Annotated in this window: 10 protein-coding genes; 5 read left to right on the plus strand and 5 right to left on the minus strand. The window is 51.4% G+C overall.

Translation table 11 applies throughout. The features are described from left to right. Both OXG87_19755 and OXG87_19760 read left to right on the plus strand, forming a co-directional pair. On the plus strand, positions 1–502 hold a 502-nt coding region (locus tag OXG87_19755), incomplete at its 5' end, for a phytanoyl-CoA dioxygenase family protein (GenBank protein ID MCY3871790.1). 19 nt (positions 503–521) lie between these two features. Beyond that, a complete protein-coding gene (locus OXG87_19760) occupies positions 522–1,340 on the plus strand; it encodes a phytanoyl-CoA dioxygenase family protein (protein MCY3871791.1) in 819 nt (272 codons plus the stop codon). Between the two features lie 73 nt (positions 1,341–1,413). On the opposite strand, the gene OXG87_19765 is transcribed toward OXG87_19760, so the two are convergent. Next, positions 1,414–2,703 (minus strand): L-rhamnose isomerase, encoded by a 1,290-nt coding sequence (locus OXG87_19765; protein MCY3871792.1) that lies wholly within the window; start codon positions 2,701–2,703, stop codon positions 1,414–1,416. Between the two features lie 43 nt (positions 2,704–2,746). Then, a complete protein-coding gene (locus OXG87_19770) occupies positions 2,747–4,147 on the minus strand; it encodes a bifunctional UDP-sugar hydrolase/5'-nucleotidase (GenBank protein MCY3871793.1) in 1,401 nt (466 codons plus the stop codon). A 152-nt stretch (positions 4,148–4,299) separates the two neighbouring features. On the opposite strand from OXG87_19770, the gene OXG87_19775 reads away from it, so the two are divergent. The 3 genes from OXG87_19775 to OXG87_19785 are packed head-to-tail and all read left to right on the plus strand — an operon-like array spanning position 4,300 to position 9,161. Beyond that, on the plus strand, positions 4,300–5,700 hold the full coding sequence (locus OXG87_19775) for a sulfatase-like hydrolase/transferase (protein ID MCY3871794.1): 1,401 nt from the start codon (positions 4,300–4,302) through the stop codon (positions 5,698–5,700). 13 nt (positions 5,701–5,713) lie between these two features. Beyond that, positions 5,714–6,874: a mandelate racemase/muconate lactonizing enzyme family protein gene (locus OXG87_19780; protein MCY3871795.1), complete on the plus strand. Its 1,161-nt coding sequence runs from the start codon at positions 5,714–5,716 to the stop codon at positions 6,872–6,874. Between the two features lie 19 nt (positions 6,875–6,893). After that, on the plus strand, positions 6,894–9,161 hold the full coding sequence (locus OXG87_19785) for a DUF4962 domain-containing protein (protein ID MCY3871796.1): 2,268 nt from the start codon (positions 6,894–6,896) through the stop codon (positions 9,159–9,161). Here the strand turns inward: OXG87_19785 and OXG87_19790 are convergent. From OXG87_19790 to OXG87_19800, 3 genes are all read right to left on the minus strand, one after another. Further along, positions 9,152–11,038, minus strand: a complete 1,887-nt coding sequence (locus tag OXG87_19790) for a TRAP transporter fused permease subunit (protein ID MCY3871797.1) — start codon at positions 11,036–11,038, stop codon at positions 9,152–9,154. The two genes, OXG87_19785 and OXG87_19790, sit on opposite strands and share 10 nt — an antisense overlap. Before the next feature lie 26 nt (positions 11,039–11,064). Then, positions 11,065–12,015 (minus strand): TAXI family TRAP transporter solute-binding subunit, encoded by a 951-nt coding sequence (locus OXG87_19795; GenBank protein ID MCY3871798.1) that lies wholly within the window; start codon positions 12,013–12,015, stop codon positions 11,065–11,067. A gap of 12 nt (positions 12,016–12,027) precedes the next feature. Then, positions 12,028–13,333 (minus strand): PQQ-binding-like beta-propeller repeat protein (locus OXG87_19800; protein ID MCY3871799.1); only part of this gene is annotated, 1,306 nt, incomplete at its 5' end.

The following is a 13,333-nucleotide window of genomic DNA, read 5'->3' on the forward strand; positions in this document are numbered from 1 at the left end:
TCACGTTATACACAACAACTCCTTTATCACGCCTCCCGGCGGCGGCCTCACCACCTGGCATCAGGACGACGCCCCGCATTATGTTGTCACCGATGGCAAGCCACCGACAAATATCCACCTACCCGTACTCGTATTCACCTGCAATTATTATCTCACCGATGTGACAAAAATCGAACATGGCGGCACAGAAGTCATCCCAGGCTCACATCTCAATGGAGAAAGCCCTCGCCAGGTTGCATGGGAAAAATGGCAGGACAAAGTGCATTACAACCTCGGCAAAGCCGGTAGCGTCATCATGTTCAACAATCAGGTCTGGCACAGGGGGGGACCAAATCAGAGCAATCGCAGCCGCTACATCACCCAAATCACCTATGGCAGGCGGCTCATCGGCCACAAATACTATCCCTTTATGAACTACACCATGCCCGAGCATATCTATCGCAATGCAAACCCCAGACTCAAACGCCTGGTCGGATTTTTAGATCATGGAGCCTATGGATGACAATAGACAGGAGGCCATCATGATGACAGATGCACAGCGCTATTTATTTGATATGATGGGATATCTGCATCTGGAACAAGCACTTACACGAACAGAACTAAAGGCCGCACAACAGGCTATAAATCGGTACGTAAATGCCTCAGACGATGAACTGCCCGAAGGATTTGGGCGTTCAACCTCATTATTTGACAAAAATCGCACACAATTCAAATACGCTTTTGCTTTTGACAAAGTACTGGAAGCGCTGGTCTTTCACCGTTCATTCTGGCCCATCGTGCTGGAAGTATCTGGACAACGTCCGCGGCTAAACAGTGGTGAAGTGCGGATCAATACGGCTAAAGACCCCGTTCATCGATTGCATTGTTCGCGCGAGAGTTTTGGACGATATAGCTGTCGATATAGCTGTGACGATGGGAAAATTTATTGCGACGACCTGGTGGTGTTTATCTATCTGACCGATGTCTTGCCTGGAGATGGTGGATTGCTGCTCGTGCCAGGGTCACACAAAAGCGATTTTAAGCGTCCACCCGATGTGTTCAACGACGGATGGATCGAAAAGGACGTACCCCCCGGTGTAGCAAATATTACAGCCCGGGCTGGCGATATTGTCGTAACCACAGAATTGATGACACACGGGGCAATGGCCTGGCAACCCAAAGATCGGGATCGCCGTTTCTTCATTCTCAGATACCGCCCGCAATATCACCGACAAATCCGCGAATTTCCCGATTCAGTACTGGCGCGGGTCTCGCCCGAAACGCGAGAGCTTCTCGAGACACAGTCCTATACACACGAAAAAGAGATCGTAAAAAAGGATTTCGTGACATTGACGATTTGAGCGACTGATTCATCTGCACATAACAAAACGCCCGCAAGAGCAATCTGACGGGCGTTTTTGTATTTGGACTTTCTTAACCGCGTTGCGACAACACATCGCGCTCGTAAGTCTCTATCTCATCGAGCCAGGAAGCACCGATAGGCACATTGGCTTTGAGGCAGCACATATCCCACACGGCGGAAAATGGCATCGTCTTCATCTCTTCCATCAATGCGAGCTTTTGCGCGAGCTTGCCTTCGGCTTCGAGTTGGCGCAGGCAGTCGGTCGGATCAACGAGACCATAGAGGAGCGCTTTGCGCGTGGCGCGCGTGCCAATAACATAAGCTGCTGTGCGATTGATGCTCGCATCGAAGAAATCGAGCGCGAGATACATGCGATCAATCGCATTGTGGCGGGCGAGTTCCAGAAAAACATTGCGCACATCATCGCTAAAGAGAACAATGTGATCCGAATCCCAGCGAATGGGACGGCTCGTGTGGATGAGCAACTTGTCGTGGAATGCAAAATGCGCTGAGAGCTTGTCGGCAATCGATTCAGTCGGATGAAAATGTCCCATATCGAGACAGAGGAGTTTGCCCCGAGTCAACGCATAATTGGCGTAAAAATCATTGGATCCAACCGTATAATCCTCCATGCCCAATCCAAAAAGCTTGCCTTCAACCGCATCAACGCATTCGGGACCTATGCCCAGACCATCGTTAAAGACAGTATCCAATGCCTCCACCAGACGCTCGCGGGGCGTCCACCGATCAGCGGGATGGTCTTTGGCGCCATCGGGGATCCAGTGATTGTTGACAACCTCATCCCCCAGCGCTTTCCCAATGGCTTCAGAAATGCGGCGGCTCGCAATAGCGTGTCGAATCCAGAAATCGCGAATACCTTTATCGGGATGGCTCAGGGTAAAACCATCGTTGGCTTTGGGATGTGCAAAATAAGTGGGATTAAAATCAATACCGATATCATGTGCTTTTGCCCAATCGATCCAGCTCGCAAAGTGCTCGGGCTCCAGAGCGTCGCGATCGACGACTTTGCCACCTGTATCACTATAAGAAGCGTGGATATTCGCCCTGTGTGGCCCCGGCAACAGATCGACCACTTTTTTCAGGTCTCGGCGAAGCTCATCCCCATTGCGTGCGCGACCGGGATAATTGCCCGTAGCCATAATGCCGCCGCCTTCAACGGCTTCATCTTTAACTTCAAAACCCGCCACATCGTCACCCTGCCAGCAATGGAGCGAGATCGGCACTTCAAGTGCCCTATTCACAGCCCGTTCAACATCCACGCCAAAAGCGGCGTACTGTTCGGCGGCGTGCTCGAAATTGGCTTCAATCTGAACATCGGTAATCGGTGTTTTGTAATGCATTGAAATCTCCTATAATCAGTGAATAGAAGAGGACCAAAAAGCCTTAGCGAATTACTTTCACATCGCGCAAATATCGCTCAAATGCCGTATCCACGCGCTGCCCCGTAAAATCGAATACAACAGAATCGGATGCGGCATCGCGAAGAAAATGGCGAAATGCAACCTGTCTCTCCATTGCGACGAGATAGGTGCCCGCAGAATCGGGCTTTGCCCCTATCTTCAGATTTGAGATGGTTTTATCCTCGCGCTCAAACGAGCAACCCGCTGTCAGATACATCCGCGCTTCGAGAACCGCCTGAATTTGATCCCTCGAAAGGCGTGTGAGCATTACGGGTGGCCTGTATTGCCTCAGCCGATAAATATCGTTCAAAAAAATATCGCCCGCGGCAACACCGTGCGTATCCCCATTGCGTTCCAGAATCGCAACATCGGCCCGCGTTTGATGCAACACCGCCTGTCCCACCAGATCGCCCAATGCCGACCGATCATCTCGCGCATTGGGCAAATCGCGTTCTGTTCGACAAATCACCTCATTTAAGGGCCTGGCGTATTTATCGATGAGCGCTTCAATCTCTGAATCGCGCGCAATTGCCTCCTTAAGAGGCAACAATTTTCCATTCAACCCCATCACCCGATAGCCACGCGCCGCCTTTTGCAATTGTACATCCACACGCCCCAAAAACTGGTAATAATGCCGCGCTTGCACAATAGCCACGCTCCCATTCCCATTTACCCTTGCGATACGCGAAGGCGTATTTAACCGCGTGTGAGTATCGCCGCCCACAATCAAATCCAATTCGGGCACAGCCGCAGCCAATAAACTGTCGTTTTTAACACCAATATGCGTCAATGCAATCAAAAAATCGACCTTTGGGCGCAATTCTGGCATGTATTGCTTCGCCGTCTCTACTGCGTCATTCAAATTCAACGTCTGAGATGACTGATGCCAGGGGCGAATGAGACCAAGCCCTAAAATCCCTACTTTCACACCTTGAACTTCTTTGATCAGATACGGTGGAAAAATCGATCCATCGTGATGCTTATACGTCACATTCGCGTGAACAAAAGGCGTGGATACACGCGAAGTCTGGCGCTTTAGATTCTCAATCCCAAAATAAAACTCTCCATTGCCCGGTGTAATGGCATCAAAGCCCATTTTTTCAAAAGCCAGCAGATTCACATACCCACCCGTGTAAATCACCACAGGCTCTCCACGCGAAAAAATATCACCCGCGTGCAAAAGCAAAACGCGCCCGGGGTTTTCTGCGCGAACCTGCTTTACCAGCGTTGACAAACGGCCTATTCCCCCAATATTGTGCCCTCCCAAATTGTAGGAAGACAATTTCCCGTGTGTATCATTGATATGCAACACCACCAGGTCAACCGTATCTGACGCCCAAACAGATCCCGTTAAAAAAGTGACCACAATGATAAAATACGTCATTTTTTTCACACTCAACTCCACAGTTTATATATGGCACCACAGGTCCGTCAAAGTCGCATCAAAAGGGCGGTGTGTCAAGGGAAAAGGCAGTGGATTTTGGCGGCAAATTTGGGTATTATGGACAACCTTATCCCATAAAAGAAAGGAAGAGCATGAAACGACCGAATATCTTATTGATTTACACCGACCAGCAGCGCTGGGATGCCCTGGGCGTGAATGGGAACACCGATATCCAGACGCCAAATCTGGATCGTCTGGCAAACGAGGGCATAAACTTCGACCACTACTTTGTCCAGAACCCCGTGTGCATGCCCAGTCGGGTGAGCTTTTTGACCGGACAATATCCCTCCACACTCGGCATTACACACATGGGTGTACTCGTACCCGAAGACTTTGTAACATTGCCCAAATTGCTGCACAATTCGGGATATCACTCGGCTAATATCGGCAAATTGCACTTTTTGCCACACGCCAACCGGGACCACAGCGAAACACATCCCGAGTATGGATTTAACCATCTGGAGATCAGCGACGAACCCGGGTGTTACGAAGACGCTTATCGCGCCTGGGTACGCATGGAAGCCCCGGATCAACTCGATCATTTGAGCCTGGGATTGCCGCCATTGGCAGAGCGCTGGCACCAGATAATGGGCGAAAAAGACGGCGTACATCACCCCGACGAACGATTCCCCAAACACCCCATCCCCTTTCGCGGAAAAGATGAATACACACACACGGCATGGGTGGCGAACCGGTCAATTCAATATATGGCAGAACGCGCGTGTGAAGGCAGCCCGTTTTTGTGCATCGCGGGAATTTACTCCCCGCATTCTCCCTGGGTTGCACCACAGCGTTTTCTGGACCTGTACGACCCCAATCAAATGACCCTGCCATCCTTCCCGCCAGAAGTCGATAAAAAGCGCAATGAAAACCACTACGGCGATCGCGAGCTTCGCCTCGCACGACAGGGATATTACGGCATGGTCAGCGAAGTAGATCACCATGTGGGCCGCATGTTAGACGCGCTGGATGAATTGGATATTGCCGATGAAACAATCGTGGTCTTCACATCTGACCACGGCGAATGGCTGGGTGAACATTTGCGCTATGGAAAAAACTACCCGGGACACGATTGTGTCAGCCGCGTCCCCCTGTTGATGCGCGTCCCCGGCAAAGAAAGCGGACGTCGCGTATCGAGCATCGTCGAAGGCGTAGATGTACTCCCCACCCTGCTCGAAGCCTGCGGTGTACCCCTCCCACCCCATTTACAGGGTCAATCGCTATATCCCGTATTCAGCGGGGGAAAAGATCCAGACAAACCCGTCGCATTGATGGAAGCCACGGGCTGGAAAATGATACGGTCTGAGAACTATCGCTACATCGCGCATGATGACGGACGAGAATTTCTCTATGACCTGAACGCCGAATGGGGCGAGTACCGCGATGTGTCGCAAGATCCAAACCACACAACTGTGCTGATTGAACATCGGCATCTATTGATCAAACGGCTGATCGAAATGGAGCGACCGAAAAAGCGGATTTGGGGATACTGATACAGGAGGTAACATGAAAATCGTAGATATACAAAAAACACCCTCTCTGGGGGCTGCATGCCGCCACTGGTCGTTATTGAAAATTATCACCGATGAAGGCATTGAGGGATTGGGGGAATGGCGCGGAGGACAATCGGTTGATCAACTGAAAAATACGCTCATCGGAAAAGACCCGACCAATGTGAACCAATTGCATCACGATCATCTATGGCGTATGCAGGGCGCTGGTGCCGGAGTGGAAATCGCACTCTGGGATATTAAAGGCAAAGCACTGGGCGTACCGATGTGCGACCTCCTCGGCGGAAAACTACGCGACAAGGTGCGGATGTATTGCGATTGCCATTCAGGCGCGTACTGGACACCAGAAGACTATAATCGACGCTGGGATGAAGTGCGGGCATCGGGTGAATTAGACCCCGTATATGAAACATCGAGCTATGTGGCGCGGGCAAAAGAGCGCGTTGCCGAAGGATTTACAGCCCTAAAATTCGATCTGGACGTACCCAACCCCTGGAAAATGGATGTGTACGACCGGTCTGTCGGACGGCGGCAACACGAACATATTGTAACGACAATTGAAGCGTTGCGCGATGCAATCGGACCGTATATCGATTTGTCGATTGACCTGCACGGATCGTTTAACGCGGTTGATGGTCTGCGGATATGCAAAGACGTGGAACACCTCGACTTATTGTGGTTGGAAGACCCGATCCGATGGGAATGGGGTAACGTAGATGCCCTGGCAAAAATTTGTATGCAAACAGAAACGCCGATTTGCACCGGCGAGATATTTTATGGTGCAAAGCTATTTCGGGAACTCATGGAAAAGGGCGCGTGCGACTTGCTCGAACCCGACATACCGCGCAGCGGTGGTGCCATAGAAACGCGGCGCATTGCAGAATTGGCAGAAATGTACCACATGTCGATCGCACCGCATTATATGGCGAGCACAGTAGCCGGCATAGCAGCCGTGCATATATGTTCCACCATACCCAACTTTCTGGCTCTGGAATATCACTCGGCCAATATCCCACTCTGGTCAACCATGTTAAATATCAAAAATCCGATTCAAAATGGATACATCACCGTGCCAGAGGGTCCAGGGTTGGGCATTGAATTAGACGAAGAAGAAATATTAAAACACCTGCCCGAAGGCACGGAATTGTGGTCTTAAAAACAGAAAGGACATAAATATGAAATTTCCAACAATTCGTCCGCCACGATCCAATTATATTCATCCGCTTAATGGTGAAACACTCACACTCTCGCCCCCCGGCTTTAGCTGGTGGCGGGCTGCTGATCGAGGTGCCTGTCAATATCGCGTAATCGTCGCACGCGCGGGAAAACCCTCCTACGAATCTCCCCTACTCTCCGATCCCATACACCATCCAGACCGCGTTTTTGCACCCGGAACTTACGAATGGCATGTGCAGGCTGTTGTAAATGGCGCGGTTCGAGCGCGCTCGGAATCCCGATCTTTTGAAATTGCCGATTGCGCTGCCGAACAACCTCATCCAGACGCCGCTACACTGCTGGCAAACGTCCCAAAAGAACGCCCGCGTCTCTTCTTTCTGGCATCTGACCTGGAAGATGTACGACGCTCGCTAACATCGACTCGATCCGAAGCATTCGAAGCACTGAGAAACGACGCCGACCACACGCTCACACTCGAACTGCCATCAGAGCCGACATACGACCAGATTGAAGACCCCGCCGAACGGAGACTGGCTTATGTCGCGTGTTTTGGCACCATGCGAAAATTTCACGATGAAGGCATGCGAACACTCGCCCTCTTTTATTTACTCACTGGAGAAAAGCGATATGGCGAAGCCGCACGGCGCTTTATTGTTGACGCCGCGCAGTGGGATGTGGAGGGCATATCCTCTATTCTCGCGCCTTATGGCGACGAAGTCGGCCTCGGATTGCTCAGAGCAGGCGCAGAAGTCTATGACTGGATCTACGATATTTTCACCGAAGACGAACGCGAACTCGTCGCGCGCATGCTCGGCGCGCGGGCAGATCAGATGATTCGCAGGCTGGAGAAACACGATTATACATTCACGCCCGAAGAGAGCCACAACGGTCGCCTACCGGGATTTTTGCTCGAACACGCCATTGCATGTGCCGAAGATGAACGCGCTCCATCCTGGGCGGAATATGCACTCAAACTTATTGCCACAAATTTCCCCCATTGGGCCGGACATGAAGGAGGTTGGGCACAGGGCGTACCCTATGGCCTGTCTTACAACTCGCGGGACGCAATACCTTTTCACGCCTGGAAACTGGCAACTGGACACGATATATGGCTAAAACCCTATTATCAGAACATGCCGTGGTTTTTTTATTACGTCGTTTCTCCAGTCGGCGAACTCATGCCATTTGGCGATACCGAAGATCAGCCCGTTCGCGCCTCGCAGGCCAGAACCTTTCTTCAATTTCACGGTCTTAGATTGCAAAATCATCAGTTGCGCGCCTGGGCGGATCAAGTGCGCGACTCTGAAGGTCGGTCCGCAGAGATTGATCCCTTTCTCGGCATTCTCCTCGAAGACAAACCCATCCCTCTCGAAAAAGATTCAATACCACAAGATCGCGCCTTTCGAGGCGTTGGCTGGGGCGCATTACACAGCGATATCGAACACCCGGATAGTGATTTTATGGTACTCTTCCGATCATCGCCCTTTGGCGGTGTGAGTCACGGCCATGCGAGCCAGAATGATTTTGCAGTGATGAAAGGCGGACGCGCTTTAATATGTGCTGGTGGCCTTCGTTTTCCGCATCACGGCACGCCATTTCACAACGAATACGCACAGCACTCGATTTCACACAACTGCGTCCTCGTCAATGGCGAAGGGGCGATCAACCGGGATGGCAACCGCGGCGGTGAAATTATCGATTTTAAGACCACACACCCGTTTGGCTATGTCTGCGGCGAAGCCGAAAACGCTTACGGAGACCTTTTGAGCCGATACAGGCGACATCTCGTGATGATCCGTCCGTCAATCACAATTCTCATCGATGAATTGGAAGCCCCCGAAGCATCGACATTCCAGTGGTTGCTACACGCATTCGAAAAATTTGATCTCGATGCAACGACTGTCACCTCCCATCGCAAGGGCGCATCATTAAAGGGTCAGCTTTTCGGATCAACGGATCTTCGCCTCAGCCAGACCGACGAATGGCCCGTACCGCCAGATAAAGGCTATCCAACCCTCGATAAAGAATTGCCGGAAAAGCGATGGCATTTTACAGCAGAGACAGAGCGCGCAAAACGCTGTCGGATTGCCGCGATTTTCTCTGTTCGCGGCCCCGGCGAGAGTTTCCCCGACTTCTCAATAACTGCATCAGAAAATCAAATCGCGCTTTCTGCTGGAAATACAACAGCGCAAATCAACCTGTCCCCTGATGAAAGCACCGTTCTTTCTCTATCATCCGGACCAGAAGATTTGACCATTCAGACCTGATGAGCAGACCGATAGTTTGAGACCGCGATAACACCGGCGATGAGCAGCGCGATACCCTGCAAAAAGAGGCGGGCATCGCCTGATGGGGTGAGAAATAAGAAAAGAGCCGCGGCGAGTAAAAGGATCCGCTGATACGTGGGCAAAGGGGCAAAGGCATGCCCGGCCGCGGCGGCTGATAGAGGTAAAATACCGAGCAAAACGATGAGAATATTGACAATTATAGCGAAAATATCAGAGGACAGGAGCAAAAGCTCAGGATGCAGAACAAAGGCATAGGGCAAAGCAAAGCCCACCAGAGCAAAGCGAAAAGCCGTAACACCAGTTTGCATAATACTCGCCTTTGCAATAGCAGCAGCCGTGTACGCAGCAAGCGCGACCGGGGGCGTAACCATAGACATCATGCCAAAATAAAAAATGAACAGATGCGCTCCCAATGGCACAATGCCGAGGTCGCTCAGAACGGGTCCCACCAGAGTCGCCATAAGCAGATAACACACGGCTGAAGGCAACCCCATACCCAGGATAATGGTGGAGATCATCAGCAGAATCAAAGCCAGAATGATATTATTCTGCGCCAGTGGCAACAAAGTACTCGGCAATTTTGTGCCAATACCCGTAAGCGTCACAACACCGATAATAATACCCACGCATGAAGCCGCTGCAATAAGCGAAACACCGCCGTGCGCGGCCTTTTCCAATGCGCGGATCATAGCGCGGGGCCCAACGCGCGTTGTGGGGCTGAACGCACCGACAATGAGGACAAAGAGCAGGGCGATACTCACGGCACGGAAAGGCGTATATCCCAGAATGAGGAATACAATAAGTGTGATGAAAGCAACGAGAAATACCAGCCCCCGGAATCTGGGAGGGTGCTCAGGAGCCTCTCCATCACTTGCAGACGCCCCAATGCGTTTGGCGTGAAAATGGACAATCAGCAAAAGAGCTGCGTAATAGAGGATCGCCGGAACCAGAGCGGCTTTGATGATCTCCAAATACGTGACAGCCGGTTCGACGATCTCGAGCATCATATATGCCCCCGCCCCCATAATGGGCGGAACGAGCGCACCACCCGAACTCGCCGCGGCTTCAATGCCGCCAGCCACAGTTGGACGAAAGCCCGTTGAGCGCATCAGCGGAATGGTAAACGTGCCAGTAGTCGCTGTATTGGCCACAGCACTGCCCGAAAGAGACCCCATCATACCCGAAGAAATAACAGCCACTTTGGCTGGTCCCCCGGTGCTATGGCGAAAAATGCGACGAGCCGTATTCAGAATATATCCCGTAGCGCCGGTCTCTTCGAGCACAGTCCCAAAAAGTACAAAAAGAAAAACGTAGGTAAACATCACTTTCAACGCGATGCCAAAAACGCCCTGAGAGTGGAGATAGGTCTGAGAGACAATGCGCTCCCAATTATATCCGCGGTGCGGAAAGAGCCAATCGGGCAGGATATATCCATAAGCGGCATAAATCAGAAAAACGAACGCGAGCAGGGGCAGGGTGAGGCCAATGGCGCGACGGGTGGCTTCGAGAACCAGGATAAGCCCGATGAGGCCGACGACGTGATCGAGCGCGTGTTCGAGTCCCGCGCGATTGCCCAGAGATTGCCCATTGATCCAGGAAAATTGAAAGAGGGATTCGGTTTGGGTCAGGACATAACCAAAACAGAACACAACTGCCAGAACAAGAAAGAGATCGAGGATCTGGAGAGATTTATTGGGATGGATAGGATATTTCAGAAACACAAGACACAAGCCCAGCAAGGCAAAAACCGATAGCTGGGCTTGTGGTGCAAGTTGCGGATAATTGACTTCGACCAGAATGAAAAGGCCGAGTAGGGCAGAGATAATGCGAAACAGGTGGGAATGGAGGCGCGTCATAGAGCCTGACTAATTTTCAAAACCATTTAATCCTGCCAGATACCAATTTCCTTGAAATATTTTATCGCACCCGGATGAAAAGGCGTCCCTGTATCTCGAACGATATTTTTCGGATTTATCGCCTTGCCTGCCGGGTGTTTTTTTACGACTTCCTCACGGCGTTCATAGAGCGTTTTGGTAAAATTGTAAACCGTATCCTCGCTCAAACTCGCCCGCGTGATGAGATGCATAGAACCGACATTCATCCCGGCGAAATCCTCTGCTTGTCCCCGGTACGTATTGGCGGGAATCGTTGCGGCAAAAAAGAAGGGATAGGTCTCAAAAAGGCTTTGTTTGGCCGACTCATCGTAGGGAATAAAATAAATATCCTGAGACGCGCTGGCCTGAGTGATAGAAGCCGTGGGCACTGCGCCCCCTAAAAAAGCAGCCGCAGCCGATCCATCGGCGAGCATGTCAACCGTTCCCGCCTGCGTATTGTGAAGCGGTGTGAAATCGTCATAAGTGACCCCGTGCGCATTCAGGATGGGTCTTAAGAAATACTCAAATCCCGCACCCGCTGGCCCAACGACAACGCGCTTGCCCTTGAGGTCACCCAAACCATTGACACCCGCGCTTTGTGGCGCAATAAAAAGCGCGACATTTGGCGCCAATGTCATAACCGCATTGATATTCTGTTTCTCTCCCCACGCGCCTTCTCCGCGCACGGCAAAATAGGAGATCGCGGCATTGGCCAGCGCAAAATCCAATTCTCCGCTCGAAAGGCGGCGAATATTCTCCTGCGTACCTTTGGTCGCCTCGGCAGAAACCTCCCAGGGCATGTGATCGTTGACAACCTGGGCAATCGCCCCCCCCACGACAAAAAACGCGCCACCAGGCGGCGCCGTGCCCACACTGAGAAATTTATCCTCTCGATCCTGAGGCGCGCCACATCCAATAAATAGGGCTACCGCGAAGATGAGTAACGCTTTGTACCGCATAGATATCCTCTTTTAATTTGCCGCAATACAATACAGGTGTTCGCTGCCGCGCAAATACAACTCGTCGCCCGCGATAATGGGAGATGCACCGGTACCTTCGTCGAGTTTATTTTTTGCAAGTACTTCAAATTCGCTGCCATTCTTGATCACAAATGTCGTGCCAGCCAGCCCGGCGATATACACGCGGTCACTTGTACCAACCAGTGGAGCGTATATGCGATTGATACCCTGGAGTCGCGCAGGACCAAAAACTGTTTCGCCTGTTTTGGCATTGTAACAGGCTAAAATATTTCTGGTATTTTTCGTGCTGTAGATATTGTTGCCGGAAAGAAGGGGCGAAGAAACATAAGGGGTATTATCATTAACTGTCCACAGCACGGCATCTGTACCCGTAATATCGCCCTTGGCTTTGTCGAGAGAAATCGCCTGCATCGCTGGCTGTCTATGGCCGCTTGTAACATAGACGATGCCATCGGCATAGACGGCGGTGGGAATGACATTTGTACCCAGTCCCGCGCATTCCCATAACACATCACCAGTTTTGAGATCGTAACTTCGGGTCTTTCCGCTCGCGCCCACAATAATCTGTTGCGTACCCTTGTGTTCGACAACGATCGGTGTGGTCCACGTCGTTCTTTCCCGTCGCGCCTTGCGCCAGATTTCCTCACCTGTGCGTTTATCCAGCGCGACAATAAACGAAGCGCCCTGGTGATCCCAGTTGATAATCAGCGTATTGCCGTGAATAGTCGGCGATGAGCCTTCTCCAAAAGAGCCTGCAACTCTCTGATCGCCCAGATCCTTATCCCATTTCAAATTGCCATCGAAGTCAAAGCAATACAAGCCCCATGAACCAAAAAATGCGTACAGATGTTCGCCATCCGTAACACCCGATGTGGAAGCATAATTAGCCGTTTTATGGGTGCCTTCGTGGGGTAGTGCCTCGCGCACGGTCTTTTCCCACACCACATCGCCGCTTTTGCGATCCAGTGCAAGCAGCTTAAATTGATAGATATGAGTGGGCAAAGGCTTTCTGGCTGTCTGTGCGACTTCTACGGTTTTATCGGTCTTAACCGCAGTCTGAACAAAAATTTTATCGCCCCATATAATAGGCGTGGCGTGACCCGTACCCGGAATTTTTACTTTCCAGCGAATATTGGTACTCTCGCTCCACTCCACGGGAGGATTACCCGCATCCACGAGTCCATTTGCATTTGGTCCCCGCAGGTGGGGCCAATTGTGCTTTGCCTGAACCTCCTGGGGTTTTGCTTGAACTTCCTGGGATTTTTCCTGACCCATCTGAGGTTTTGGCGTTTCACAG

The organism is Gemmatimonadota bacterium (assembly GCA_026706845.1).
Taxonomy (GTDB): domain Bacteria; phylum Latescibacterota; class UBA2968; order UBA2968; family UBA2968; genus VXRD01.